The sequence below is a fragment of the Mycobacterium sp. 360MFTsu5.1 genome, from assembly GCF_000383495.1.
Classification (GTDB): Bacteria; Actinomycetota; Actinomycetes; order Mycobacteriales; family Mycobacteriaceae; genus Mycobacterium; species Mycobacterium mucogenicum_B.
Genome location: NZ_KB911465.1, coordinates 1 through 26,712, shown reverse-complemented (window position 1 = coordinate 26,712; position 26,712 = coordinate 1). Strand labels below are relative to the sequence as shown.

At 66.7% G+C, this 26,712-nt stretch carries 24 protein-coding genes and 1 riboswitch; of the genes, 16 read left to right on the top strand and 8 right to left on the bottom strand.

Features of this window, described 5'->3' with window-relative positions:
* Window positions 1-12: 12 nt before the first annotated feature.
* The gene (locus H289_RS0109900) at window positions 13-1,311 is read right to left on the bottom strand and encodes a lipopolysaccharide biosynthesis protein (protein ID WP_020100624.1); all 1,299 of its coding nucleotides are present in this window, start codon (window positions 1,309-1,311) and stop codon (window positions 13-15) included.
* 382 nt (window positions 1,312-1,693) lie between these two features.
* Here H289_RS0109900 and H289_RS31785 point away from each other — a divergent pair, with 382 nt between their 5' ends.
* From H289_RS31785 to H289_RS0109865, 7 genes are all read left to right on the top strand, one after another.
* Window positions 1,694-4,054, top strand: a complete 2,361-nt coding sequence (locus tag H289_RS31785; RefSeq protein WP_081633365.1) for a glycosyltransferase — start codon at window positions 1,694-1,696, stop codon at window positions 4,052-4,054.
* A complete protein-coding gene (locus H289_RS0109890) occupies window positions 4,015-4,959 on the top strand; it encodes a class I SAM-dependent methyltransferase (RefSeq protein WP_155944095.1) in 945 nt (314 codons plus the stop codon). The genes H289_RS31785 and H289_RS0109890 overlap by 40 nt, the downstream gene beginning before the upstream one ends.
* Before the next feature lie 44 nt (window positions 4,960-5,003).
* On the top strand, window positions 5,004-6,476 hold the full coding sequence (locus tag H289_RS0109885; protein ID WP_020100621.1) for a M28 family peptidase: 1,473 nt from the start codon (window positions 5,004-5,006) through the stop codon (window positions 6,474-6,476).
* The gene (locus H289_RS0109880) at window positions 6,473-7,948 is read left to right on the top strand and encodes a M28 family peptidase (protein ID WP_020100620.1); all 1,476 of its coding nucleotides are present in this window, start codon (window positions 6,473-6,475) and stop codon (window positions 7,946-7,948) included. Before H289_RS0109885 ends, H289_RS0109880 begins: the two co-directional genes overlap by 4 nt.
* An 82-nt stretch (window positions 7,949-8,030) precedes the next feature.
* On the top strand, window positions 8,031-8,435 hold the full coding sequence (locus H289_RS30240) for a hypothetical protein (protein WP_138158543.1): 405 nt from the start codon (window positions 8,031-8,033) through the stop codon (window positions 8,433-8,435).
* A 67-nt stretch (window positions 8,436-8,502) separates the two neighbouring features.
* Window positions 8,503-9,141 carry a GntR family transcriptional regulator gene (locus tag H289_RS0109870; protein WP_020100618.1) on the top strand — a complete coding sequence of 213 codons (639 nt, stop codon included), beginning with the start codon at window positions 8,503-8,505 and terminating at the stop codon, window positions 9,139-9,141.
* Complete coding sequence (locus tag H289_RS0109865) at window positions 9,138-10,343, top strand: MFS transporter (protein WP_029105039.1); 1,206 nt, start codon at window positions 9,138-9,140, stop codon at window positions 10,341-10,343. The genes H289_RS0109870 and H289_RS0109865 overlap by 4 nt, the downstream gene beginning before the upstream one ends.
* A 60-nt stretch (window positions 10,344-10,403) precedes the next feature.
* On the opposite strand, the gene H289_RS0109860 is transcribed toward H289_RS0109865, so the two are convergent.
* The 5 genes from H289_RS0109860 to thiC form a co-directional block, all read right to left on the bottom strand.
* Window positions 10,404-10,685 (bottom strand): DoxX-related protein, encoded by a 282-nt coding sequence (locus H289_RS0109860; RefSeq protein ID WP_020100616.1) that lies wholly within the window; start codon window positions 10,683-10,685, stop codon window positions 10,404-10,406.
* A 16-nt stretch (window positions 10,686-10,701) separates the two neighbouring features.
* Complete coding sequence (locus H289_RS0109855) at window positions 10,702-12,189, bottom strand: flavin-containing monooxygenase (protein WP_020100615.1); 1,488 nt, start codon at window positions 12,187-12,189, stop codon at window positions 10,702-10,704.
* A 14-nt stretch (window positions 12,190-12,203) separates the two neighbouring features.
* Window positions 12,204-12,830, bottom strand: a complete 627-nt coding sequence (locus tag H289_RS0109850; protein WP_020100614.1) for an alpha/beta hydrolase family protein — start codon at window positions 12,828-12,830, stop codon at window positions 12,204-12,206.
* Window positions 12,827-13,657 (bottom strand): bifunctional hydroxymethylpyrimidine kinase/phosphomethylpyrimidine kinase, encoded by an 831-nt coding sequence (gene thiD, locus H289_RS0109845; RefSeq protein WP_029105037.1) that lies wholly within the window; start codon window positions 13,655-13,657, stop codon window positions 12,827-12,829. Before thiD ends, H289_RS0109850 begins: the two co-directional genes overlap by 4 nt.
* Before the next feature lie 7 nt (window positions 13,658-13,664).
* Window positions 13,665-15,287: a phosphomethylpyrimidine synthase ThiC gene (gene thiC / locus H289_RS0109840; protein WP_020100612.1), complete on the bottom strand. Its 1,623-nt coding sequence runs from the start codon at window positions 15,285-15,287 to the stop codon at window positions 13,665-13,667.
* Window positions 15,279-15,393: riboswitch (TPP riboswitch) on the bottom strand. (Overlaps the previous gene by 9 nt.)
* A 126-nt stretch (window positions 15,394-15,519) precedes the next feature.
* Here thiC and H289_RS0109835 point away from each other — a divergent pair.
* Complete coding sequence (locus H289_RS0109835) at window positions 15,520-17,274, top strand: MFS transporter (RefSeq protein WP_020100611.1); 1,755 nt, start codon at window positions 15,520-15,522, stop codon at window positions 17,272-17,274.
* Window positions 17,275-17,281: 7 nt separating this feature from the next.
* Here the strand turns inward: H289_RS0109835 and H289_RS0109830 are convergent, their stop codons facing one another.
* Window positions 17,282-18,334: a ferredoxin--NADP reductase gene (locus tag H289_RS0109830; protein ID WP_029105036.1), complete on the bottom strand. Its 1,053-nt coding sequence runs from the start codon at window positions 18,332-18,334 to the stop codon at window positions 17,282-17,284.
* Window positions 18,335-18,423: 89 nt separating this feature from the next.
* On the opposite strand from H289_RS0109830, the gene H289_RS0109825 reads away from it, so the two are divergent.
* From H289_RS0109825 to H289_RS31780, 8 genes are all read left to right on the top strand, one after another.
* Window positions 18,424-19,413, top strand: a complete 990-nt coding sequence (locus H289_RS0109825; protein WP_020100609.1) for an alpha/beta hydrolase — start codon at window positions 18,424-18,426, stop codon at window positions 19,411-19,413.
* Window positions 19,413-20,270, top strand: coding sequence for an SDR family NAD(P)-dependent oxidoreductase (locus tag H289_RS0109820; protein WP_090563052.1), 858 nt, complete (start codon window positions 19,413-19,415; stop codon window positions 20,268-20,270). Before H289_RS0109825 ends, H289_RS0109820 begins: the two co-directional genes overlap by 1 nt.
* Window positions 20,271-20,300: 30 nt before the next feature.
* Window positions 20,301-21,221 carry a reductase gene (locus H289_RS0109815; RefSeq protein WP_029105034.1) on the top strand — a complete coding sequence of 307 codons (921 nt, stop codon included), beginning with the start codon at window positions 20,301-20,303 and terminating at the stop codon, window positions 21,219-21,221.
* A 12-nt stretch (window positions 21,222-21,233) separates the two neighbouring features.
* Window positions 21,234-22,718 (top strand): flavin-containing monooxygenase, encoded by a 1,485-nt coding sequence (locus H289_RS0109810; protein ID WP_020100606.1) that lies wholly within the window; start codon window positions 21,234-21,236, stop codon window positions 22,716-22,718.
* Window positions 22,719-22,727: 9 nt separating this feature from the next.
* The gene (locus tag H289_RS0109805; protein ID WP_020100605.1) at window positions 22,728-23,498 is read left to right on the top strand and encodes a MerR family transcriptional regulator; all 771 of its coding nucleotides are present in this window, start codon (window positions 22,728-22,730) and stop codon (window positions 23,496-23,498) included.
* A gap of 3 nt (window positions 23,499-23,501) precedes the next feature.
* The gene (locus H289_RS30235) at window positions 23,502-23,888 is read left to right on the top strand and encodes a hypothetical protein (protein WP_020100604.1); all 387 of its coding nucleotides are present in this window, start codon (window positions 23,502-23,504) and stop codon (window positions 23,886-23,888) included.
* A 158-nt stretch (window positions 23,889-24,046) separates the two neighbouring features.
* Entirely contained in the window at window positions 24,047-24,667 is a 621-nt protein-coding gene (locus H289_RS0109795; RefSeq protein ID WP_036420416.1) for a hypothetical protein, read from the top strand.
* Between the two features lie 167 nt (window positions 24,668-24,834).
* Window positions 24,835-25,158 (top strand): hypothetical protein, encoded by a 324-nt coding sequence (locus tag H289_RS31780; protein WP_138158541.1) that lies wholly within the window; start codon window positions 24,835-24,837, stop codon window positions 25,156-25,158.
* A gap of 92 nt (window positions 25,159-25,250) precedes the next feature.
* Here the strand turns inward: H289_RS31780 and H289_RS0109785 are convergent, their stop codons facing one another.
* Window positions 25,251-26,690, bottom strand: a complete 1,440-nt coding sequence (locus H289_RS0109785) for an HNH endonuclease signature motif containing protein (RefSeq protein WP_020100602.1) — start codon at window positions 26,688-26,690, stop codon at window positions 25,251-25,253.
* Between the last annotated feature and the right edge of the window lie 22 nt (window positions 26,691-26,712).

Below are 26,712 nucleotides of genomic sequence, written 5' to 3'. Positions count from 1 at the left end.
GGCCGCCCCATTTCATGCGCTGTTCTTCGACGGATGAAACGCCGGCCGCCCGTTGGTGAGGATGCCGACGGCGCCGATGAATCCTGTTGCGGTCGAAGCGATGGTCAAGCCCACGGCGGCACCGACCGCGCCCCATTGCGTGGTGCACCACATGATGAGCGGTATCGCCAGGGCGGTCCCGAAGGCGTTGGTGATCAGGATCGAACCTGTGCGGCCCATGGCGCGCACGACCGAAGACCAGATGACGAACGGGACGCGCGCGACGGACCCGACGGCGAGGATGATCAGAACAGAAACGACAGGCAGATGCTGGTACTGCGAACCGAGGATCGCCACGACCGCGGGCCCGGCGACAATGAGCCCGAGGGCGGTGACGATCGCAATGGCCTGTGTGATGAGCCACGCCCGGCGCCCACGCTCCCACAACCGCTCGGGCGATGCGGACAGCCCCGCGGTCAGCGCGGTGCCGACGCCGCCTGACACCAGTTCGAGTGACAGTGAAAACGAAAGTGTCAGTGCGACAACGGCGCCCTGCGTCGCTCCGGCTATCCACGTCGTGAGGAACGGCAAGATCAGGAACACCCCGTTTGCCATCGCGCTGCCGGCGCCGTCCCGAATGGAGAAGACCGCGAGGTCCTTCCGGGTCGGGCCACCCGACATCGTGGCCGGTGAGTCGGTGGTGAGAGTCGTGAGAAGGCGCGGAATCACGATGCCCAGGGCCATCGCGCTGACGACGGCCGATGACACGACGGTTGCGAGGACGGCGGGATGCGAAACGTATGACGCAAGCAGAATGACCAACGCGATCTTGGCGATGCTGGCTCCGAGGTTCTGCCCGAGCAGTTTCGGTGTTCCGCCGAGCCCGACGAGGGCGGAGTCCTTCAGGATGTAGGTGGCTGATGCCACGGATCCGATCGTTGTCCAGCAGACGGCAGTCGCGAGGTCCAGATGAAGTGTCGCGGATGCGACGATGCCCATCGCCGCACCGATCACCGTGGAAAGCAGCCCGACGATGAAGTAGCCGTCAGCGAGTCGTTTCTGCCGGTCGCAGCCCGGGGCCGGCAGCAGGGCCACGAACGAGTTTCCGGTGCCGGTCGCGGCGACGATCCCAGCGGTCGATATCAACGAAATCAGGGCGGTGTCGACGCCGAGTCGCTCGGGCGACATCACTCTCGCGGCGATGGACCAGAAAATGATTCCGGTGGCAGCGGTAATGATCCAGGTGGTGATCAATGCCGCGGAATGGACGGCCACGTGTGTATCCGGAAAGCGGCGGACGACGTCGCGAAGTTGCACACGCAGGCTGGTCATTAATTACAACCAATCCGTAAATAAATTGCATGAACGCGATTTGCCGCAGTCGATTCCGCTCGCGGTAAGCGTCCCGCGGCGCCGTGCCGCCTGATGCTGCCTGGAGTTTGCTGTGTTCATCCGACCCCGTTATCGCGTTGCGGCTGACCTTACCACCGGGCGTGGCGCGCGAGGGGGTGTAACGAAGGGCTGCACGGCGGCGGAATGTGCACATGAGCATCTTCCGTCACATTTGCCAGTATCTCCCAATTGTTGCTGTTTGTAGCTACTATGTGATCTGCAGTAGTAGCCAGGTTGTTGTGACGGCCACGGGTCCCGATCAGCACGCAGCGTTAGCGCGACGGTTGAGGATGGCTGTGATGGAAGACGGCGGTGGTCGTCGATGCTGAGCGCCGACCCTGATTTGCCAGTATCTGAGGCAGGCTCGCGCGTCCGTGACGTATCGCTGTCCATCATCGTTTGCGCGTATACGACTGACAGAATTGCTCAACTCACCAATTGCGTCGATGCGCTGCTGCTTCAGATGCATTCTGACGATGAAATTGTTGTGGTCATCGATTACAACACTCAACTGTACGAAACCATGGCGGATCGATACGGCGATCGCGTCATTGTGAACACGCGCGTGCGCGGGCTGTCCGGTGCCCGAAATAGTGGCATCGCTCGTGCGAGCCGCGACGTACTGGCTTTCGTGGACGATGACGCCGAGATTCAACCGGGTTGGGCCGACAAGCTGCGCGCGCACTACCGCGACCCCGAGGTCGCGGGCGTCGGCGGCTATGCCGAACCGGTGTGGCCCGCGGCCGGTCGGCCGGAGTGGTTCCCCGTCGAGTACGACTGGGTGGTCGGTTGCAGTCATCGCGGTCTGCCGGTCTCGGTTACCCGTGTCCGTAATTTCATCGGCTGCAACATGTCCTTCCGCAATTCCGTGTTTGCGGAAGTCGGGGAGTTCAATGTGGACGTCGGGCGGCTCGGGTCACGTCCGGTCGGCTGCGAAGAAACGGAATTGTGCATCAGGCTGTCGCAGGCACGACCGGCGGCAAGGCTGCTGTTCGATCCTGCGATATCGGTCCGGCACTCGGTCACGCCGGAACGCGCCCGACTCCGATACTTCCTGGACCGCTGCTTCTCCGAGGGGCTGTCGAAGCATCGGGTGAGCGGCATGGTCGGGTCGTCCGATGCGCTGAGTACCGAACGTCGTTACGTCACAAGTGTTTTGCCTTCGGCATTCCTCGGCGGATTGCGGGATGCCCTGGTCGGTCGTGGCAGCCGCCGCGCTGCCTGTGCGCGCAGTGCGGTGGTGCTGGTCGGCCTGCTTGTCACGACGATCGGTTACGGGTACGCGATGCTGCGGTCGCCGGACGACGACGAGGCGACCACGCGTGAAGACAGGCGCGACGGCGCGGGGACTGTGCCGGGGGGCCACCATCTTCCGCTGCGCGCCGTCAGCATCGAAGAGCTTCCACTGGCACGCACCGAGATTGAGCTGAGTGATCCGCCGACGGAGGTCTTGCTGGCAAACGTGCGCCGAGCGCACCAGAATATCTACGCGCTGATCAGTCTGCATGGGCATCCGCTTGGCACGGTGATCCTGGACGGTGCGAAAGGCGTTGCCTGGCAGGCGCACACCGCCGTGGTGTGGGAATCGTTGCACGAGCAGATCAACGCTCATCTCGCCGCAGACGGCCTGCCATGCGTGGCCACTATCGAGGCCCTCGGCGCGCAGACCTCAGCGGTGCCGCGTTGCCTCCGCGATCGCGCCGACGTTCTGGCCGATCCGCCGGCGATCACTGTCATCGTGGCCACTCGGGACCGTCCGGACACCCTCCGAACCTGCCTGCAGACCTTGCTGGCGGTCGACTACCCGACATTCGAGGTGTTGGTCGTCGACAACGACCCCAGCAGCGATGCGACGCAGACGCTCATCGCCGGCGAGTTCGCCGGCCGAGTGCGCTACGTACGAGAGGATCGACGCGGCCTGTCGTGGGCGCACAACCGGGGGCTCGAGGAAACAACAACGGACATCGTTGCTTTCGCCGACGACGACGTCATCGTCGATCCCGGCTGGCTGACGGCCATCGCTGAGGGATTCGCTTCGGGTGAGGACGTCGGCTGCGTGACGGGTCTCATCCTGCCGTCCGAACTCGAGACGCCTGCCCAGTTGAATCTGGAATGGCATGGCGGATTCTCGAAGGGTTTCGCGCGGCGTACCTACGACATGCGGGGCAACCGCCCCGACGATCCGTTGTTTCCCTTCGCGATCGGGCGGCTGGGGTCGGGGGCCAATATGGCCTTCGATACCGATGTGCTTCGCCGGCTCGGCGGCTTCGATCCGGCGATCGGGATCGGAACGACAGCCAAGGGCGGAGACGACCTGGCCTCGTTCTTCCGCGTGGTCGTGCGGCACCAACTGGTGTATCAGCCTGCCGCGGTGGTGTGGCATCGGCACCCACGGGAGATGTCGGCCTTGAGCCAGCAGGCTTTTCGGTATGGCGTCGGTTTCGGTGCGTACATGACCAGTGCGATCGTGCACGAGCCCAGGATGCTCGGAACGCTGATGCGTCAGCTGCCTGCGGGCGTCGCCTTTGCCGCTTCCTCGATGTCGTCGCGCGATCGCAAACAGTCCGACGACTGGCCGGTCGAACTGGCTCGCTGGGAGAAGCTCGGCATGTTGTCCGGTCCGTTGGCCTATGGCGTGAGTCGTTGGCGATCCCGCAGAGCGAGAGTTGGGACATCGACATGATCAGGTATGCGCTGGTTGCCACGGCGGCCAAGGGATTCTCGCTCACCTCACAGACCCGGACGGCGTACCGCCGCCTCGGGAACGCCGTCGAGACCCGGCGGCGGATGCGCTCCGGCCTGCCCGACCGCTATCTCGACAGGGCGATCGCCCTGTCGGACCTCATCGCGGTGCACCAACCCGTCGTCGTGGGTGATCGTGTTCTCGAGTTGGGCACCGGCTGGGTGCATTTCGAGTCAGTACTCGTCAGATTGCTCGCCGACGTTCGACCCACGATGTTCGACGTCGATGACATGCGGTTGTGGCCGGTGTTCCGGCACTACCTCGTCAATCTCCGAAAGGTGCTGCCCCGGTTGAACTTACCGGATGGGCGCCGGCCGCTGGCGGCGGAACTCATCGACGATCTGCTGGCTGCGGAGTCGTTCGACAGCGCCTACCAGGTGCTGGGGGCCGAGTACTGTCTGCAGCGCGACGCCTCCCTTGCTCCACTCCCATCGGAGTCTTATGGCCTGGTGGTCAGCGCCGATACTCTCGAGCACGTGGACCGCGGCGTACTGCCGCAAGTCATCCGGGAGACCTACCGGCTGCTGCGGCCTGGTGGGTATGCGATTCACCAGATCGACCTGGCCGATCACCTGTCGTATTTCGATCCGGCGATGCCGGCCAAGAACTACCTGCGGTATTCACCGAGTACCTGGGAGCGGTGGTTCAACAGCACCGTTCAATACGTGAACCGGGTACAGCGGCGACAGTGGGATTCGATCTTCACCCAAGCCGACTTCGAGATCGTCGACTGCGGCATCATCAACGAACCACTTCGCGGTATCACGGTGCATTCCGAGTACGGGTTGAGCTCGGGCGACGCGGAGGCGACCCTCCTTCGATACGTGCTGCGACGACCCGACTAGCCGGGTGAGCCCAAGCGCGTGACGTTCACGCTACGGTGGTGCCCATGGTCCGCACCCGCGTCGCGCTCGCGCTCGTGCTGGCGGTCGGCATCTCGGGGTGCGGCCGATCGGAGCCTACGGCTGATGACTTCGCCAGGGAGCTGTCGAAGAGCGTGACGGTCGAGGCGACGACCGGTCACCTGGCCAAGCTGCAGGCCATCGCCGACGCTCACGGTGGGAACCGGGCGTTCGGCACACCTGGTTACGACGCGAGCGTGGACTACGTCGCGGATGCGCTGCGCGCCAAGGGTTTCGACGTCGCCACCCCGGATATGGAAGTCAAGGTCGCGTACAACAACACGCCCGAACTGACGGTCGCCGGCACCCGGATACCGGCGCGGGCGCTGGAGTATTCGGTCGGCACCCCCGGTCTCACCGCACCGCTGGTGCCGGTCAAGGGCGGTCCCGGATCAGGCTGCAACAGTGCCGATTACGACGGCCTGCCGATCAAGGGTGCGGTCGCGCTGGTGGACCGTGGTACGTGCCCCTTCGCGGTGAAGGAGGCGACCGCGGCAGTGCACGGCGCCGTCGCGTTGGTGGTGGCCGACAACAAGGACGACGTCGACGACGCGGGCGTCCCCGCGCGCGGGGGCACCCTGGGCGCCAAGGCGACGGTGAAGATTCCCGTGGTGCTGATCCCGAAGGCGGCCGGGGCTCGACTGCGGGCCGCGCCGGGGCCGGTGACCCTGAAGCTGGACGCCGGTGTGCGGGTTGAGCACACCCGCAACGTGATTGCCCAGACGAAGACGGGGTCCGAGCATGACGTCGTGATGGTCGGCGCGCATCTGGACAGCGTCAAGGACGGGCCCGGGATCAACGACAACGGGTCGGGCGTGGCCGCGGTCCTGGAGACGGCATTGCAGTTGGGCAGCGCCCCCAAAATCGCGAACGCGGTGCGGTTCGCGTTCTGGGGCGCCGAGGAGGAGGGCACGATCGGCTCTGAGCGCTACGTCGAATCCCTCGACGTCGAGGCGCTCAAAGACATTGCGCTGTATCTGAATTTCGACATGCTCGCCTCCGAGAACGCCGGCTACTTCAGCTATGACGGCAACCTGTCCGGCCCGCCACGGCCCGACGACCTGGTGGCGCGTATCCCGGAAGGCTCGGCGGGTATCGATCGCACCTTCACGGCCTATCTGGCCGGTGCCGGGAAGCCGCCGCAGGACTACCCGTTCAACGGGCGGTCGGACTACGACGCCTTCACCAAGGCCGGTATTCCGGCAGGTGGGCTGGGTACCGGCGACGAGGAAAACATGAACGACGAGCAGGCCCGACTCTGGGGCGGTACCGCCGGAAAACCTTTCGACTCCAACTACCACAAGAAGACGGACGATTTGGCGCACATCAACCGCACGGCAATGGACATCATGGGCCGTGGAGTGGCTTTCGGGGTGGGTCGGTACGCCCAGGACTTGGGTGGACGCAACGGCGTTCCGGTCCGCGATGACCGGACCCGGCACGTGGTCTCGCCATCATGAGGCGCGTACTGGCCGCCGGTCTGCTGACCGCGGTGCTGGCGTCGTGTGCCCCACCGCCGCAGGCGCCGGCCCCACCGCCACCGCCGGCCCCTGACCTCGCCCGCGACCTGGCAGGCAAGGTGGGCACCGACGGCATCTACAACCATCTCAAGAAGTTCGCCGCCATCGCCGCGGCGAACAAGGGCACCCGGGCCGACGGCACGCCCGGCTACCAGGCCAGCGTCGACTACGTGGCGAACCTGCTGCGGGACAAAGGGTTCGACGTCCAGACCCCGGAGTATGTGCGCGTGGAACGGGGTGCCCCCGGCAATCCCGTGCTCGACGTCGGCGGCCGCCGGTGGGGGATCGTGCAGGCCTCACTGCTGACGTCCACGGCGCCCGGCGGCCTGACCGCACCGACGCTGCATCCGGTCAAGCCGGCCGGCTGCGCGCCGGACGATTACGGCACGCTCAACCTGCGCGGCGCCATCGCAGTGGTGGACGACGCGGTGTGCTCGGTGGTCGACAAGCAGAACGCGGCGGTGGCCCGCGGCGCGGTCGCGGTGCTGGTGGTCAGCCCGCCAAGCGCGAACGGTGCCCCGCGCGGGCTGTTCAGCCCCGGCTACTACGAACACCTCAACACGCCGGTCGGCATCATCGGCAAGGACGCCGATGCCGTGCTGCTGAAAACCAACACCCCGGTGAAGCTCACCCTCGACGCCAAGAACACCGGTGTGAAATCGCGAAACGTCTTGGCCCAGACCAAGACCGGCGACCAGCGCAGCGTCGTGCTGGCGGGTGCGCACCTCGACAGCGCGCCGACGAGCGCGGGCATCAACGACGCGGCAACCGGGGTGTCGGCACTGCTGGAGACCGCTGCCGCGCTCGGTGGTTCGCCGAAGATCGAGAACGCGGTGCGGTTCACCTTCTGGGGTTCGGGCGCGGTGGGCCAGGAAGGCGCCACCAAGTACGTGCGCGCGCTGGCTGCCGAACCGCTGAATGACATTGCGCTGTACCTGGATTTCGACATCCTCGGCTCACCCAACGCAGGGTTCTTCACGTTCGACGGCGACCAGTCCGGTCAGGCGAACCCCGAGATCCCCCTCGACGCGGTGCCGGCCGGCTCCGCCGGCCTCGAGCGCACGCTGGCCGGGTATCTGTACCTCGCCGGCAAGCGGCCCGCCGACATGACGATGGATCTGGGCAGTGGCTACGGTCCGTTCCTCACCGCCGGCATTCCGGTCGGTGGTATCTCGACGGGGACGTCGCAGCGCAAGACGCCGATCCAGGCCAGATTGTGGGGCGGGCAGGTGGGCGCCGCCTTCGATCCCGGTTATGGGCCGACGGGCGACACCGTCGAGCAGCTGAACCGGTCCGCGCTTGCGGTGACCGGGCCGGCCGTCGCGTTTGCGGTCGGTACCTACGCGCAGTCGCTGACCGGACCCAACGGCGTGCCGCTGCACGACCAACGGCACCGGCAGGCAGGCAAGTAGCCAAAGCTCACAGCGAGCTCATAAGCGGAATCGCCATTTCTGTGGGTTCGCTTGCCAGGTTGCCGGGTTAGTAATGGTGCCCATGAAAAGCACTACTCGTCGTTGGTCGGCCGTGGCCGGCACCGTCACTGTCGTGGCCATGGGCGGCCTGACCGTCGCCTGCGGCTCGCAGGGCAACAACGCTCCGGCCACCGTCACGGTCACCCCGTCGAGCACGACGACCACCACGACGACGGCCAAGGAACACCACAGCGGTGGTGGCGGCAGCGCGGGCGGTGGGGGTCAGCAGCAGGCACCGGCACCTGCGCCGGAGACGGTGACCAATACCGAGACGGCGACCCAGACCGAGACCCAGACGCAGACCGAGACCTCGACGTCGGTCCAGACCTCGACGGAAACGTCGACGTCGGTGCAGACCTCGACGGTCTACCAGCCGCAGCCGCGCGAGCGCGGTGGCTTCAACTTCGGGCCGCAACAGCAGCACTGACCAGGCCCTGAGTTAGGTCCGTCACTGCTTGTATGCAAACTTGCATGCAAGTTGCTACCGTCGTCAGGTGGCCATCGATCAGACCCCCGCCAGCGAGCGCGCCTACCGTGACACCAAGAGCAAGATTCTGGTGGGCGCGGTCAAGGGTGGGCAGCTGCTGAGCGAGGTCGAAGTCGCGGCGGAGCTCGGCGTCAGCCGGACCCCGGTGCACGAGGCCTTCCTGCGGCTGGCGGCCGAGGACCTGCTGGACCTGCTGCCCCGGCGGGGCGCGGTCGTCGTCCCGATCCCGCCGCGTGAAGCCACCGACCTGCTCGAGATGCGCCTGGCCCTGGAGGGCAGCGCCGTGCGCCGGCTCTGCCGCTCCGAGGCCACCGCGCAGGCGGCGGCCGCCGAACTCACCCGCCTGATCGACCAGCAGCGCGGTGCCGCTGCCGACCTCGTGCGCTTCGCCGAGCTCGATGATGCCTTCCACCGGCACATCGTGGACGCTGCGGGGAACTGCATCGCACAGCGGTTCTACGGCTCGCTGGGGGACCGGCAGCGCCGCATGATGGCCGACGCCGTGCAGGCCGACCAGACCCTCGTCGCCCGGCTCATCGCCGAACACGCCGAGCTGGCGCACGCCGTCGGGACGCGTGATGCCGCGGCGTTCGATGCCCGCCTGCTGGCGCACCTCGAGTCGACCTACGAGGTGGTGCTGCGATGAGCCGCGCACGTATGAAGCCGTGGCTCGCTGTCGCGGTCGCTGTGTTCTGTATCGGTTGGGGCGGAAATCAGTTCACCCCGATGCTGATCGAGTACGTGCACCGCGCCGGCTACTCCCGGGTGGACGTCGACGTCCTGCTGGGCGCGTACGTGCTCGGCCTGATCCCCGGGCTGCTGGTCGCTGCGGCCATGTCGAACCGCTACGGTCGGCGCCCGCTGATGATCGCCGGGCTGATCAGTTCGGCGGTGGGCAGCCTCATTCTCGCGACCGGCGAATTGGGCGGATTCCCAGCACTTTTCGTGGGCCGGCTGCTCTGTGGGCTCAGTGTGGGCGTCGCGATGGCTGTCGGCTCGACCTGGATCGCGGAGCTGTCCGCGCCGCCGTATGACTCGGCCGCGACCGGCGCCGGAGCGCGCCGGGCGTCGATCTGGCTGTCCCTGGGCCTGGCGATCGGCCCGTTGTGCTCGGGCCTGCTGGCGCAGTTCGCGCCGCTGCCGTTGACCCTGACATACCTGGTGCAGGCGGCGCTGTGCGCGCCCGCACTGTGGCTGGTCCTGTATCGGACGGTGGAGACCCGGAGCGCTCGCGTCAGCGGAGACCTGTTGTCGCAGTTGCGGGTTCCCGCCGCGACGCACCGCCGCTTCGTCCGCGTGGTGGCCCCGATGGCACCGTGGGTGTTCGGCTCGGCGGCCATCGCGTACGCCATCGTGCCGGCGCTGGTCGCCGACCGGCTGGGCTCCTGGGCGCTGCTGTACACCGCCGGCCTGACGGTGCTGACGCTGGCCTGTGGCGTGCTGGTGCAGCCGATCGCCAGGCGGCTGGACGACCATTCCAGCGCCCGTGCCGTGGTGGTGTCGATGGTGCTGATGTCGGCGGGCGTGTTCGCCGCGGTCGCCACCGCCGTCACGCGCTCACCGGCCGTCGCGGTGCTGGTGGCCATGCTGCTGGGCAGTGCGTACGGCATCGCCATCGTGTCCGGGCTGCTGGAGATTCAGCGCATCGCCAAACCGCACGAGCTGGCCGGGGTGTCCGGCGTGTACTACTCGCTGGCGTACGTCGGGTTCCTGCTGCCGGCGGTGCTTGCCGCGCTGGCCCACTACGTCAGTTACCCGGCGATGCTCACCGTGGTCGGCCTGATGGCGGCGGTGTGCACGGTGATCTGCGCGGCCGGCTGGTCAAAGCACCTGCCGGCGCGCGCCTAGACCGGGATTTGTGCACGATTTTCCGCGCCAACCGCGGAAAATCGTGCTCAAATCACTAAGTCAGGCGCGGTTGCGGGCGACGTTGGCGGCCAGGTAGAGGACGTACCCGATGACGCCGACGGTCGCGATTTTGCGGGTCTGCGGCACGATCAGGCCGACGCCGAGCGCCGTCTCGATCGATCCGTTGACCTTGAGGTGCTTGTCGATGTCCTCCGGGAACGCCGTGGCGGTGATGCCCTTGAACAGGTCGGGCTTGACGAAGTGCGCCAGTCCGGCCAATGCCAGGCCGATCCCGGCCAGCAGGCCCTTCTTTCCAGCGGTGTTCTCAGCGGCGTCGGTCACCTGTGGTCCTCTCTGATCACAAAATCTTGTAGTCGCTCAACGGAAATTCGGACGCTTCCCGGATTGCCGTCTCGGTCGACGACGGGCGTAGCAGCGTGGGCTCACCCGCGGGATTGAAATAGTACGAGTGGGCGCTGGCGCAGTTGCCGAGCGTGAACAGCGAGTCGCCGAGCAGTTCGGTCATCCGGTCGAGGAACGCCGTGTTGGCTTCCTCGGTGACCTCGAACGTCGTCGCACCGCGCGCCCTGACCTCGGTGAAAAGCCGGTCCATCAGCCGCATCTGGTACTCCATGGTGTTGAAGAAGTTCAACCCCAGGAACGCGTACGGGCTCGCCAGGCTCAGGTAGTTCGGGAAGTACGGCATCGACACGCCCTGATAGGCCTGGAAACGCGTTTCGCGCCACCACTTTCCGAGATCGCGGCCCTCGCGGCCGATCACCTCGATGGCCGGGAAGTTGGCCTCCCACAGGTCGAAACCGGTTGCGAGCACCAGGGTGTCGATCTCGACCTTGACGCCGTCGTTGCCCAGGATGCCGTCGGCCTCGATCCGGTCGATGCCGGCGTCCTGCAGGTGCACGTTGGGGCGGTTGAAGGCCTGGTAGTAGCCGTTGCTGAAAGTCGGCCGCTTGCAACCGAAGTCGTAGTCCGGGGTCAGACGGCGCCGCAGGTCCTTGTCGCGGATGACGAAGAACCGGTGCATCTTCGACAGGTCGGAGGCCGAGATGTTGAAGCGGCCGCGGAACATGCCGTAGTGCCGGACCCCGACGGACACCATGACTTCGTAGATCGAGTCGGTGAGCCAGCGAAGCGCGCGCTGCGTCAAGGGGAATCGCGCGAACAGTTTCTTGGCCCGGGCGCCGAAGCGCGGGTCGATCTTGGGCACCACCCAGATGGGCGTGCGCTGGAACACCGTCAGATCGGCGGCGGTCTTGGCGAGCTCGGGGATGAGCTGGACTGCGGTGGCGCCGGTGCCGATGACCGCGATGCGCTTGCCCGCCGGGTCGTAGTCGTCATCCCAGTCGGTGGTGTGGATGACGCGGCCGGCGAAGGTCTCGATGCCCGGAATCGCCGGGATGTTCGGCTGCGACAGGAAGCCGGTGGCGGTGATCAGGTAGCGGGCGCTGAGGGTTTCGCCGTCGGCGACGCTGACGCGCCACAGCGCGGCTTCCTCGTCCCAGCGGGCGCCGTTGACGACGACGTTGAACCGGATGTGCCGTCGCACGTCGTACTTGGCCGCGACGTCGTCGGCGTACCGCTTGATCTCCGGGCCGGGGGTGAACAGGCGCGACCAGTTCGGGTTGGGCTCGAAGAAGTACGAGTAGGTGGTCGTCGGCACGTCGACCGCGAGCCCGGGATAGTGGTTGACGTACCAGGTGCCGCCGAGGTCGTCCTCGCGCTCCAGGATGGTGAAATTCTCGATCCCGAGGCGTTTGAGCTGGATGGCCGCACCGATACCGGCGAACCCCGCGCCGACGATGACCGCGTCGAACTGCTGCGTCGTCATATTCAGACGGTACCTCAGGTACCGCCTGGAGCAATGAGTCCAATGGCCCTAGTAACCGCTAGCGCGGGGACATCCAGGGTCTTGGATCCCAGGTCATGGCGGGCCCCGGTGATCTCGATGAGCTCGGTGGGCGCCGGGATCAGCTGGGCTGCGGCCGTGAGCTCGGCAATGCTGCCGAACGGGTCGGCCGTGCCGTGCGTGAAGACCGTCGGGACCTCGATCTGGCCCAGGTGCTCGGTGCGGGCCCGCTCGGGCTTGCCGGGCGGGTGCAGGGGATAGGAGAACAGCGTCAGGGCCGCCAGGTCGGCGCCCTGGGCGGCCACCATCGACGTCATCCGGCCACCGTAGGAATGGCCGCCGGCGATCACCGGACCGTCGGTCAGGGTGCGGGCCAGCTCGATCGCCTCGACGATGCCCTGCTGGTCCGACGCCGCCGAGTTGGACGGCGGCCCCTTCGGGCGGCGCCGCCGGTAGGGCAGGTTGTAGCGGATGGCGAGCCAGCCGTGGCGAGCCCATTCGTCGCAGATGCGGACGATCAGTGGGGCGTCGCGGTTACCGCCCGCGCCGTGCGTGAGCAGCACGACGCCCGTCGGCGTCCCGTCGGGTTCGTGCGCGATGCCCGCGATGTCCTCGAGACTCATGCCTGCAACCTGAACAGCGCGTTGACCGGACCGTGGCCGTGGCCCAGCGGGTAGGCCGCCCGCAGGCACTCGGTCACCCAGCTCTTGCCGAACGCCACCGCGTCGGGCACCGAAAAGCCGTGCGCCAGTGCGCAAGCCGTCGACGCCGCGAGCGTGTCGCCCGCACCGTGGTCATGACCGGTGTCGATGCGCTCGGTGGTGTATTCGTAGAACTCGCTGCCGTCGTACAGCAGGTCCGGGCTGTGATCGCTGGACCGCAGATGACCGCCCTTGACCAGGGCCCACTTCGGGCCCAGGTCATGCAGGGCCTTGGCGGCATCTTTCTGGGTCGACGCGTCGACCACGTCGATGCCGGTGATCAGCCGGACCTCGTCGAGGTTCGGGGTGACCAGCGTGGCGATCGGAAACAGCTGGGTACGAACCGAATTCAGCGCGCTGGGGTGCAGCAGCGGGTCACCGTGCATGGACGCGCACACCGGGTCCACGACCAGCGGGATGTCACCGTCGAGGCTCTGCCACGTCTCGGCGACCGCGCCGATGATGTCGGCCGAGGCCAGCATGCCGGTCTTGGCCGCCTGGATGCCGATGTCGTCGGCGACCGCGGTGATCTGCCCACTGATGATGTCGAGCGGCAGCTCGTGAAAACCCTTGACCCCCAACGAGTTCTGCACCGTCACCGCGGCGACGGCGACGCACCCGTGCACGCCGAGCATCGCGAAGGTACGCAGGTCGGCCTGGATGCCGGCGCCGCCGCCGGAGTCCGAGCCGGCGATGGTCATCACCCGCAGCGGCGTTTCGCCCGGCGGGGTCAAAGGCAGAAGGTTCACGGACGCATCACGACGTCAAGGGTAGATACACCCGGTTGCCGTGGTCAGCGAACTCCTGGGATTTCTCTGCCATGCCCTGGGCGATCTCGTCCGCGAAATCGGGCGCGACCCCGTCCGGGTAGGCGTCGCGGATGTCCTGCGTGATGCGCATCGAGCAGAACTTCGGACCGCACATCGAGCAGAAGTGCGCCGTCTTGGCGGGCTCGGCCGGCAGCGTCTCGTCGTGGAACTCGCGGGCGGTGTCCGGGTCCAGCGACAGCGCGAACTGGTCGTGCCAGCGGAACTCGAAGCGCGCCTGCGACAGCGCGTTGTCGCGGTCCTGCGCGCCGGGGTGGCCTTTGGCCAGGTCAGCGGCGTGCGCGGCGATCTTGTACGCGATCACCCCGTCCTTGACGTCCTTGCGGTTGGGCAGGCCCAGGTGTTCCTTCGGGGTGACGTAGCAGAGCATCGCGGTACCGGCCTGGGCGATGATCGCCGCACCGATGGCCGAGGTGATGTGGTCGTACGCCGGCGCGATGTCCGTCGCCAGCGGGCCCAGCGTGTAGAACGGGGCCTCTTCGCAGAGTTCCTCTTCCAGGCGCACGTTCTCGACGATCTTGTGCATCGGGACGTGGCCCGGGCCCTCGATCATCACCTGCACGCCATGGGATTTCGCGATCTTGGTGAGCTCGCCGAGGGTGCGCAGCTCGGCGAACTGCGCCTCGTCGTTGGCGTCGGCGATCGAGCCGGGACGCAGACCGTCACCGAGGGAGAAGGTGACGTCGTAGCGCTGCAGGATTTCGCAGAGCTCTTCGAAGTGCGTGTAGAGGAAGGACTCCTGGTGGTGCGCCAGGCACCACGCCGCCATGATCGAGCCGCCGCGGGACACGATGCCGGTGACGCGCTTGACCGTCAGTGGGATGTAACGCAGCAGCACGCCGGCGTGCACCGTCATGTAGTCGACGCCCTGCTCGCACTGCTCGATGACGGTGTCGCGGTACAGCTCCCAGGTCAGCTTGGTGGGATCGCCGTTGACCTTCTCGAGCGCCTGGTAGATCGGCACGGTCCCGACGGGGACGGGGGAGTTGCGCAGGATCCACTCGCGGGTCTGGTGGATGTCCTTGCCGGTGGAGAGGTCCATGATCGTGTCGGCGCCCCAGCGGGTGGCCCACACCATCTTGTCGACCTCTTCGGAAATGGAGGACGTGACGGCCGAGTTGCCGATGTTGGCGTTGACCTTCACGGCGAACGCCTTGCCGATGATCATCGGCTCGAGCTCGGGGTGGTTGTGGTTGGCCGGGATGATGGCGCGGCCGATGGCGACCTCGTCACGCACCAGCTCGGCCGGCACACCCTCGCGCTCGGCGATGAACGCCATCTCGGCGGTGATCTCGCCGTTGCGGGCGCGCTGCAACTGGGTGCCGCGGTCCTTGACGACACCGGGACGGGCGGGCAGGCCCTTCTCCAGGTCGATGGTGGCGTTCTCGTCGGTGTACGGGCCCGAGGTGTCGTACAGGTCGAGGTGGTCGCCGGTGGTCAGGTTGACCCGGCGGAACGGGACCTTTCCACCGTCGGGAAGCTCCCGGTAAACCTTCGTGCTGCCCTGGATGGGGCCGCAGGAAAGGTCGTTGAATACAGCAATTGCAGACATCTGCTTACTCCCTACGCCGGCATTACCCGGTCAGGTTCATACGGTCGACGGCGCCATGAAGCCGTCCTCTCAGCGCACCAGGGTGTGCGCTCCCGCGCGGACGCTGTTCACCGTAGTCGATGCGCGCCGGAAGGCAAGGGTGCGTTGCGGGCCGGTGAGCGGGACGGAATTGTCATGCGGTCGTTTGTATAGCTAACATATGTTTTTCTGATATTGGAGCGAAGACCGACTGATGACGACTGAAGCCGAGCTCACCGGGCAGCGCGACACCGCGCTCGCCGCCACCGCACGCCGCCGTGTCCAGATGGACCACGACCACCCGCACTACAAGTGGGTCGTGCTGTCCAACACCACACTGGGCATCCTGCTGGCCTCGATCAATGCGTCCATCGTGTTGATCTCCCTGCCGGCCATCTTCCGGGGGATCGGGCTGAACCCGCTCGCGCCGGGCAACGTCAGCTACCTGCTGTGGATGCTGATGGGCTACCTCGTGGTGACGGCCGTGCTGGTGGTGCCGTTCGGCCGCCTCGGTGACATGTACGGCCGGGTCCGGATCTACAACATCGGTTTCGTCGTCTTCACGCTGGCGGCCGTCGCGTTGTCGTTCGATCCGTTCCATCTCGGTGGCGGCGCGGTGTGGCTCATCGCCTGGCGCGTGATCCAGGGCATCGGTGGCGCCATGCTGATGGCGTCGTCGTCGGCGATCCTGACCGACGCCTTCCCCGCCAACCAGCGCGGCATGGCCCTCGGCGTGAACATGGTTGCCGCCGTTGCCGGTTCGTTCCTCGGTCTGCTGATCGGCGGGTTCCTCTCCGAATGGGAGTGGAAGGCCGTGTTCTGGGTCGGCGTCCCGATCGGCATCATCGGCACCATCTGGAGCTACCGCTCGCTGCACGAATTGGGCTCGCGCAGTCCGGGCCGGATGGACTGGGCAGGTACCGCGACGTTCGGGGTGGGCCTGACGGTGCTGCTGCTCGGCATCACGTATGGCATTCAGCCGTATGGTGATTCGCCGACGGGCTGGACCAGCCCCGCGGTGCTGGGATCGATCGCCGTCGGCCTGCTCCTATTGGTCGCGTTCTGCATCGTCGAACTCAAGGTCGAGTCGCCGATGGTCGACATGCGGCTGTTCAAATCGGCGACGTTCGGCATGGGCAACCTCGCCGGCCTGATGTCTTCGGTCGGCCGCGGCGGGTTGCAGTTCATGCTGATCATCTGGCTGCAGGGCATCTGGTTGCCGCTGCACGGCTACGACTTCGAATCGACGCCGCTGTGGGCGGGTATCTATCTGCTGCCGGCGACGGTCGGCTTCCTGGTGGCGGCACCCGTCGCCGGAACCCTGTCCGACCGGCTCGGTGCCCGGCCGCTCGCGGTCGGCGGCATGCTGCTGATGGCGGCGACTTTCGTTGCGCTGCTGATCATCCCGGTCAACTTCGACTACTGGCAGTTCGCCGTCCTGGTGTTCCTCAACGGCGTCGGCGGCGGCATCTTCACCGCGCCCAACGCGGCCGCCATCATGTCGAGCGTGCCGGCCGCGCAGCGTGGTGCGGCGTCCGGTGTGCGGTCGACGTTCTTCAACGCCGGCAACTCGCTGTCGATCGGCATCTTCTTCTCGCTGATGATCGTCGGGCTGGCCAACACGTTGCCGTCCGCGCTGTCCAGCGGCCTGCAGCAGCAGGGGGTTTCGGCCGACGTCGCGCAGCAGGTGGCCGGGCTACCTCCGGTCGGCAGCCTGTTCGCGGCCTTCCTCGGCTACAACCCGATAGCCGAGCTGCTGGCCCCGTTCCACACCCTGCAGCAGCCGGGCGTCAACGCAGGCACGCTGACCGGCCAGACGTTCTTCCCGCAGCTGATCACCGAACCGTTCCACTCCGGGCTGGTCGTGGTGTTCGGCGCGGCGGCGATCATGATGCTGCTGGGCGCCGTGGCGTCGATGTTCAATCCGGGTACGTACGCCACGGAGCCCGGCGCCGACAACGAGGCGTGACGGCCGATCAGCGGTCGAAAATGGCTGTCAGATAGTCCGATTCGGGTAGTGACTGGCACGCCAGCCGGACGCCGATGCCGAGTTCGTAGTCGTCGAGGGTGTCGTTGACGCGCATGCTCACCTCGCCCTGACGGAGGGTGTACGCGCACGCGCCGCAGTTGCCTTCACGGCATGCGTAGGGCGCGTCGATACCTTTGTCCAGCAGGGTATCGAGCAAAACCTGGGTCTTGGGCCAACTGATCTCGTGGGTATCGCCGTCGATTTCGACGGTGGCGGTGGCGGACTCGCCGTCCGCGCCAGCATCGCTTGCCGGCTCCGGCGCGGCGAAAGCGTCCGTGGTCAGGGAGACGAAGACCTCGCGGTGCACGTGCTCGCGGGCGACGCCGGCGTCGTGCAGGGCGGCCGCGGCCACGTCCATGAATGCTGCTGGGCCGCACAGGTAGGCGGCGGTGTCGGCACCAGGCTTGGCAGGCAGCAATGTACGCAGCCCGGCCGGGGTGGGCAGGCCCGATTCCGACTCGAGCCAGTGGGCGACGGTCAGCCGGTCGGCATGTGCCGCAAGCAGTTCCGTCAACTGAGCGTTGAAGATGACCGACTCGCGGTCGCGGTTGGCATAGACGAGTGTCACCCGGCGGCCGGTCTGCAGGAGCACGGCGCGGATCATCGAGATGACCGGGGTGATGCCGCTGCCGGCAGCGACGAAGATCAGTTCGCCCGCTGCCGGGCGGACGGTGAAAGCGCCTGCGGGCGTGAGTGATTCCAGCGTCATTCCGGCCTTGGCGTGGTCGCACAGCCAGTTGGAGGCGAGGCCGCCCGCGGTGCGCTTCACGGTCACCTTCAGGTGCTCGTCGGTGGACGGACTGCTCGAGAGCGAATAGCACCGCGAGACCGCGCCGCCGTGCGCCGGGATGCGCAATGTCAGGAACTGGCCGGCCTGGTAGGTGAACTGGTCACGCGCGTCGTGCGCGGCCGTCAGGACCAGTGACACGGCGTCGGGGGTCTCGGTGATCACCTCGACCACGGTCAACTCGTGTGACCTGGACGCTGTCGGAGCGGTCATGGATAAGCCTTCCGTCGTAGGACCAGGTCAGATTGTCGTCAATAACTGTGCCATTGACAAATGGCACAGTTAGTGGTGACCTATTCGGCGTGACGGAAACTGATCGGGCAGCGCTGCCCGAGGTACCCAGCCGCGCAACGTTGCGCTCCACGCTCTCGGCCACCGTGACCCGCTGGACGCTCGGAAATCTGACCAGCGTGATCCCCATGAACACGCCCGGCGTCTGGTTCGGGCGCGGGCTGATCGCCACGATCATGGAGGTCGCCGGCTCCATGCCCGGCGGCACCCGAATCATCCCGGTGCGCACGCCGCACCTGCGGGGCGAATGGGTCCTCGGGCCGGGTGTCGAATTCGGCCGCCGCGCCGGCTACTACGTACACGGCAGCGCCTACGTCATCTGCTCGGCGCGCACCCACCGCAAGCTGGTGGCCCGCCTGTCCGAGGCGACCGGACTGCCGATGTTCGTCGTGGACTACCGCCTCGCTCCCGAGCACCGGTTCCCGACCGCGGCAGAAGATGTCGAAGCCGGATACCGGTGGCTGCTGTCGGAAGGCTACGCGGCCTCGGACATCGTGATGGGCGCCGACTCCGCTGGTGGCCACCTGACCTGCGACATGCTGCTGGCGCACGCCGGCGACCCCGACTTCCGGCCCGCGGGCGTGGTGCTGTTCTCGCCGCTGATCGACGTGACGCTCGGGCTGGCCTTGGAGCAGGAGAAGGCGTCGTACCGCGATCCGGCGATGTCGGCCACCGCGGCTGCGCGCATGGTCGGGCTGTACACCCAAGGGCAGAACCTGGCCGATCCGCGGCTGCGCCTCGACTTCGCCAAGGCAGATCAATTGCCACCCATGCTGATTCAGGTCGGCGGCTTCGAGATGCTGCGCGCCGACGCCCGCTACCTCGATGCCGAACTGCGCCGCGCCGGCGGTGCCAGCACGCTCGAGGTCTGGCCCGGCATGGTGCACGTCTTCCAGGCCCTGCCGCATCTGGCACCCGAGGCCGGCCCGGCACTGCGCCGTGCCGCGGCATTCATCGCCGATGCCTACAAGCGATCCAACGAGCTCGAAGAGGTGTGCTGATGATCGGCCTTGACACGATCCTGAATGTCTTTCGCGGCCAGCGCCGCTCGGACAAAGCGAAGGCGGTGGTCACCGGCGCCGGCAGCGGCATCGGGCGGTCGTTCGCTCTCGAGCTCGCGCGCCGGGGCGGCGAGATCATCTGCGCGGACATCAGCCTGGAGCGCGCGAAGGAGACCGTCGCGCTGATCGACCAGCTGCCGACCGGCAAGGGGCACGCCGTGCAGTGCGACGTCGCCGACCGCACCGCCATCGAGCTCCTGGCCAAGCAGGCGCAGGAGATCTTCGGTGGCGCACCGACGCTGGTGATCAACAACGCGGGTGTCGGCATCGGCGGAAAGCCGGTGGGCGACATCGGTTTCGAAGACTGGGACTGGGCGCTCGGCATCAACCTGTGGGGCGTGGTGTACGGCTGTGAGGTCTTCACGCCGCTGCTGCGCGAAGCCGGCCGGGGCGGCATCATCAACGTGGCCTCGGCCGCCGGGTTCGCCGCCGCGCCGTCGATGGCGGCCTACAACGTGTCGAAGGCCGGCGTGATGTCGCTGTCGGAAACCCTCGCCGCCGAGCTCGACGGCACGGACGTCGCCGTCACCGTCCTATGCCCGACGTTCGTGAAAACCAACGTCTTCACCGACGGCCGCATCACCCCCGGCTCGATGAGCCTGAGCCAGCAGCTGGCTCGCTGGACCGGTCTGTCCGCCGACAACGTCGCCGCCCGCACCCTGGACGCGCACGACGGCGGCCGGCTCTACGTGGTGCCGCAGCTCGATGCCACCGTCATCTGGCATCTCAAGCGACACTTCCCGGCTCTGTACGTCCGCGGTGCCGGACTACTCGGCCGCGTACTTCCCAAAGACTGAAGCTTCCCCAAGGACTGAAAGGAACCCACCATGGCAATGGATCTCGATGAGATGCTGCAGCGGATCAAGGACAAGCAGTGGGCCCTGGCCGACATCGACTGGGACGCACCGGGTGCCGAGCTGATCGAGCCGGAACTGTGGGCCAAGCTCAAGCCGTTCATGACCGACCTGATGTGGATCGAGAACGTGGGCGCCCGTGGCTTCGCCGCGCTGGCCCGCAAGGCGCCGACGCCGACGCTCAAGAGCATCTACGAGCACTTCCACGCCGAGGAGCAGAAGCACGCCAACGCCGAGCTCGCGCTGATGCGGCGCTGGGGCATGCTCGAGAACGACGAGGTGCCGCCGCCGAGCGTCAACGTGCAGCTGGTGATCACCTGGCTCGACAAGTTCTCCGACGGCATGTCGCTGTCGATCCTGGGCACCGTCATCCCCATGCTGGAGGTGGCGCTGGACGGCGCACTGATCAAGTTCATCACCGATGAGGTCAAGGATCCGGTGGCGCAAGAGGTCTTCAAGCGCATCAACTCCGACGAATCCCGCCACCTGGCTGTCGATTTCGAGGTGATGGACATCCTGGGCCACGCCGACATGCGCAAGCTGGCCGTCGACTTCGTCGGTAGCTGGATGAACCCGGCACTGGTCGTCGGCACGCTGAGCTACTTCCCGCTGCTGAACAAGATGCGCGACAACATCGTCGCCATGGGCGTCAACGAGGAGCGCCTGTACCAGGCGATGCGCCGCTTCCAAAGCGTCGGTGAGCGCAGCGCTTTCGCGCGCCGGGTGCCGATGTACCGGTTCGTCTCATGGCACGCCAAGAAGGTCATCGACCGCACGTCGAAGTACCACTGGCTGGCCGACTCGCTGGTGGTCGTCACCGGCGCCATCCCGATGCCACTGGTGCGGTACACGCCGAGCTGGTCGGACGAGATGACCTACGAGCCGGTCGCGTAAAGGAATTCACCAATGACACTCTCTGTAGCCATCATCGGTGCCGGGTTCGCCGGCATCGGCGCCGCCATCCGGCTCAAAGACCAGGGCATCACCGACTTCGAGATCTTCGAACGCGGCACGCGCGTCGGCGGCACCTGGCGTGACAACACGTATCCCGGTGCGGCGTGCGACATCCCGTCGCGCCTCTACTCCTACAGTTTCGCGCCGAACCCGGACTGGTCACACACCTACTCCGGCAGCAACGAGATCCTCGGCTACATCGACAACATGGTGGAGTCGTTCGGTATCGCGCCGCATATCCGCTTCGGCCACAACGTGACCGGCGTGGAGTACGACGAGGTGGCGGGGGAGTGGACCGTCAACTTCGAGGGTCGCGAACCCGTGCAGGCGCGCGCCGTGATCGTCGCCTCGGGGCCGTTGGCGAACGCCAGCTTCCCGAAGATCGAAGGCATCGAGACCTACGAGGGCCACAAGATCCACAGTGCCCGTTGGGATCACGACTACGACTTCGCCGGCAAGAAGGTGGCGGTCATCGGAACCGGCGCCAGTGGCGTGCAGATCGTCCCGGAACTGGTCAAGGTCGCCAAGTCGGTCAAGGTGTTCCAGCGCACGCCCGGCTGGGTGATCCCGCGCATCAACGGGTCGACCAGTGGCTGGCTGAAGCGCATCTACAAGGACGTTCCCTTCGCGGAGAAGCTCGCCCGCTCGGCGTGGTTCTGGGGCCATGAGTCGGTGGCGCTCGGTGTGGTGTGGGACAGCCCGTTCACCCGGGTCGTCGAGGCGCTGAGCCTGGCGAATCTGCGCCTGCAGGTGAAGGATCCGTGGCTGCGCCGCCAGCTGACCCCGGACTTCTCGGCCGGCTGCAAGCGGCTGCTGATGACCGCCGACTACTATCCGGCGCTGCAGGCCGACAACTGCAAGCTGGTCACGTGGCCCATTGCGCGGTTGTCGCCCAAGGGTATTCGGACGGTCGAAGGCATCGAGCACCAGTTCGACGCCATCGTGTTCGCCACCGGCTTCGAGGTGTCCAAGGCCGGTACCCCGTTCCCCGTCATCGGCATCGACGGCCGGGAGCTCGCCGCGGAATGGAGCCGGGGCGCGTACGCCTATCGCAGCGTCGCGGTATCCGGTTACCCCAACCTGTATTTCACCTTCGGACCCAACTCCGGCCCCGGCCACAGCTCCGCGCTGGTGTACATGGAGGCGCAGATCGACTACATCGTCGAGGCGATCTCCAAGCTGCTGCAGTTCGGGTGGAAATCGCTCGACGTGCGACCCGAGGTGCAGGCGCGCTACAACGAGGACATCCAGCAGCGACTGCAGTCCACGACGTGGAACTCGGGCTGCCAGAGCTGGTACCTGACCGAGGACGGCTTCAACGCGACGATGTTCCCCGGGTTTGCCACCCAGTACGTCAACCAGCTGAAGGCGGTCAATCTGCACGACTTCAAGATCACTGCTGAACAGACCAGCGGTGCTTCGGTCCTGACCGCATAGAATCCGCTGGTGGCTGAGTACCGGATCGACGACCTCGCACGCGAAGCGGGGACGACAACCCGGAACGTCCGCGTCTACCAAGAGAACGGCCTGCTGCCCCGGCCTCAGCGCCGGGGCCGGGTCGCGATCTACACCGACCGGCACCTGAGCCAGTTGCAGGCGATCGTCCGGCTGCTCAGCGAGGGCTTCACCGTCAAGCACATCTTGAAGTTCCTCACCGGCCTGCAGCGCGGTGAGGGGCTCGTCGAGGTGCTGGACCTGTCGGAGCTCGAGGAGCTGGTGATCTCGCCGTGGTCGAACCCCGAGGCGCAGACGATGACGCGCCAGGAGCTGGAGATGCAGCTGGGCCGCCTCGATGGCGCGACGCTGCGCCGGCTCGTTTCGGGCCGGATCATCGAGCCGACGGACGACAAGGATTCCTACCTCGTCCCTGACCGGCGGGTTATCGACGACTTCGCCAGGCTCATCTCCCGCGGGATGCCGTTGGCGGCGATCCTCAAGACCACCACGGCGGTCGACAAGAAGCTCGACGAAGCGGCGCGGGCCATGACCCGGGCCGGGCACACCGAGGTGGTTCGGCAGCGTGGGACTGGCTGGTATCCCAGCAACGACGTCGAACTTGCCTGGGCCGCCGACCTCATCGATGCCATGCGCCGTGTATCTCGCCGTTCTGCGCACGCTAGCCTTGACCGCGCGTTAGATGAAGCGGTGCGTGCCGAGCTGCGGCAGTACCAGCAGGAGGCCAAGGACAAGGGGGCCCCTGTCGAACGGAAGGCGTGAGTCATGGCGCAGGCAGGCGAAGCGGAGAGTGCCCCGGGCAAACGGCGGCGTGGACCGAAGACCCTCGTTCAGGCAGTTTTCGCGTTGATGGACGACGTCGCCGAGCTTCGCAAGTCCGCGCAGTACATCGCCGACAACATCGCCAAGCTGAGCGAGAGCGCGGCGGGCATCGACCGGCATGCGGAACTGATCGCCAGCCAGATCACCACCCTGACCGAGGCCGCGGCGGGCATCGACACCTCCGCCGAGAAGATCGCCCACGGCGCCAATTCCATCGCCGCGACCCTGCCGAGTCTGCAGCGGCTCGCCGAAGTGGTGGAGCCCCTCGACAACACGGTCGCCCGACTCGGGTGGTTCGTCGACCGGATTCCCGGCGGAAAACGAAGCTAGTCGTCAATTCCTGTTCTCGCAGAACGGAATTCGTCCTGGGTCGTCAATATCGACACCCGTGCGGATCGGCTATTGCCAGCCGCCGGACATCGGAGGAACGTATATCGGTGGACCGGCGGTGCCGCTGGGGCGCTGCCCCGAGATAGAGGGGGTGGGTCGTGTACGCACGCTCTACCACTATTCACGCACAACCCTCGGCCATCGACGCTGGAGTTGCTCATCTCCGGGATGAAGTGATGCCCCAACTCCAAGGCCTCCAAGGGTTCGTGGGCATGTCGCTGCTCACCGACCGGCAGTCCGGCCGGTGCATCGCGGTGACCGCGTGGGAGTCCGAGGACGCGATGAACGCTGTCGCCGAACAAGTTCGGCCGATCCGCGAAAAGGCAATCCAGATGTTCGGCGGCGCCGCCACCGTCGACGAGTGGGATATCGCGATATTGCACCGCGCTCGCCAGCTGCCCGAAGGCGCATGTGCGCGCGTTACGTGGGGGCATGTCGACCCGGCTCATGCTGACGCCGCAATCGAACACTTCAAGATGAACATCGTCCCCGACAGCGAGGCCCTCGAGGGTTTCTGCAGCACGAGCCTGCTGGTTGATCGGAACACCGGCCGCGGGGTGTCCTGCACGACGTTCGACAGCCGGGAATCCATGGAGCGCAACCGGGATGGCGCGCGCACGATGAAGCAGATGCGCATGAAGGAAACGGGTGCGGCCGAGCTGGATGAGGCCGAATTCGATGTGGCCTTCGCCCACCTGCGGGTGCCCGAACTGGTTTAGCCACAGTCGCCGAACCGACCCGAGGACCGCACTCGAACGGTGTCGGGTCGTGTTCGGCTGCCTCGTGGGTGCGAGCCAAGAATCTCCCAAGCGCCGGGCTGCATGCTTCGTTCACCAATCAGCAGCAGATCGACGGCAGCGTCGACGAACAGAAAGGTCGAGTTCACATGACGCGACGAATCGCACGACTGGCCGCGGCGGCACTGCTGTCCGGTGGGATGAGTCTGGCCGCCTTTGGATTCAGCGCCGGCACCGCCCACGCAGAACCCTCCTCGGGTACCTGGTGCCCGGGCCAGCCGGTCCCCGGCGGCTTCACCGAGGTTGACTGGGACTGGACGACCTGCCATCGGTACAACTTGGTACACCGCGGAATGCCACCTCAGGTCGTCGGCATGACCGCCGAAGACGGCTGGTACGGCGGTCACCCCCACTACCGCACAGTCGCGGGCGAGAACACCAACGCGACCTGCCAGTTCTTGGGGTGCCCGTAGCTACGGCCGGCGGGGTGGTCGTCGCCCCCCTGCTGCCCGACGACGGCCGCTCGCGATGGTGAAACCCATTGTAAGCGGCCGTTTTCCGCATTTCAGAACGGTGCGGGTTCATTCCAGCCTTCTTCTGCTGCCCGGATCTTTTCGTGTTCGATGCGGCGCGATTGTTCGTCGGCGATGCGTTCTTCGTTGGCCGTGCGGGCTTGGTTGACGCGTTGTTGGCGTTCTTGTGCGCGGGTGCGTTTGCGTTTGGGCATGCAGTGGCCGCGCGCGGGGCTGCGTGGCGGTTGTTCGCTGATCTGGGGTGTTCCGGTGGGGTGGGCGAGTTGTGGGTACCAGTGGGCGCCTTCGGGTTTGGTGATGTAGGTGTGCCCGGTGGGAGCGGTCCACACGACGGTCCCGTCGGGGAACTGCTGATCGCGCCAAGGGTGGAAGGTTTTGAGTAGGTGGTGGAACCGGCACAGGCATTTGAGGTTTGACGGGTGCGTCGGCCCCGCGGGATAGGCGGTCGTGTGGTCGATGTCGCAGGCGTCGGCGGGCCGGTCGCAGTCGGGGAATCGGCAGGTCAGGTCCCGGCAGCGGACGAACTCGGCCAGTTTGGCCGAGGGCCGGTAGCGGGGTTCGGCCGCATCCGGTGGGATGTCGACCTGGCGGATGATGGCGCCGTCGGCGAGTCGTTCGACTTGTTCGGCGGGGATCTGCCCGTAGCCGGGCAGGAACCCGGGGGCCTGCCCGTTCACTGCTTGCGGTGTGGCGATGACGTGGATGACGGCGCGGGGGCCGACGGTCGCCGCCGGTAGCTCGGCCGCGGCGGCGGGGCAGTCGTCCTGTCCGCACTCGCAGCGCAACCGGCCACCGCGGGCGAGGGCATCGATGGCCGCGGCCCGGCGTTGATCGTGGCTGCGCGGATCATTGCGGCACACGCTTTTTGCGAGGTCGTCGAGGGCCGCGTCGAGTACGGCGGCGGTCGCGGCATCGAGCGTTCCGCAGACACTGGCGGCGCCGGGGCCGCAGGCGCGGATGTCGAGGTACCGGGCTTGTGACGGGGGTTTGGGCGGGTGCACCCCGGCCTGGTCGGAGGCGGCGATGATCGCGTCGATCCGTTGTTCCATTTTCGGTTTCGACAACCGCCCCCAGGCCACGATCTTGGCGGCGAGGTCGGCGTCGACCTGTTGGGCGACGTCGTCGTCGATGATCAGGTCGGTGCGCGCGACGATCATCGCGACCATCACCGCATCGATCAGCCCTTTCGCGTAGACGGCCGCGACTTTGGGTAGGCGGGTGCGCAGCATCACCGCCCGCTCCACCTGGGCCTGCGCCCGTTTGCGGGACACCCCCAGCGCGGCGGCGACCTCGACCACCAGGCCAGAAAAACCGTCGATCGCCCAGTACCGTTTTTCGATGTCGTCGTCGGGAGCGCGCAGCTCCCACAGGTCGCCGATCGCGGCCAGGCGGCGGGCGCCGGCGGCGTTCTCCTGGCGGGTGGCCAGGGTGATCGCGTCGACCGCCGCGGCCGCGGCGTGGGGATCACTCATAGTTTCGCTCATACGTTCGAAT